This window comes from Anoxybacillus sp. LAT27 (genome assembly GCF_022030075.1).
GTDB lineage: Bacteria > Bacillota > Bacilli > Bacillales > Anoxybacillaceae > Anoxybacillus > Anoxybacillus kestanbolensis.
Genome location: NZ_JAIWYK010000101.1, coordinates 1 through 315, shown reverse-complemented (window position 1 = coordinate 315; position 315 = coordinate 1). Strand labels below are relative to the sequence as shown.

General features: G+C 61.9%; 1 protein-coding gene. It reads left to right on the top strand.

The features are described from left to right. The coding region (locus tag LD028_RS08690) for an AAA family ATPase (RefSeq protein WP_237811576.1) at positions 1-315 on the top strand (315 nt) is incomplete at both ends.

The following is a 315-nucleotide window of genomic DNA, read 5'->3' as shown; positions in this document are numbered from 1 at the left end:
ACGCCGGGCGAAAGGCAAAGACGTTTTCCTTCGGGATGAAAAAGAAGCTGGGCATCGCCCAGGCGCTGGCGGGCGATCCGGAGCTGCTGTTTCTCGACGAGCCGACCTCCGGCGTGGACGTGGAGTCGGCGCTGCAGATCCAGCAGCTGCTGCTCAGGCTGCACAAGCAGGGGAAAACCATATTCATGACCTCGCACAACCTGCATGAGGTGGAAAAAATCTGTACGCGGATCGCGATTATGAAGGCGGGGAAGATTGCCTCCCTGGGCAGTCTGGCCGACCTGCAGGCGGCGCATCGCTCCTGGCGCACCGTCC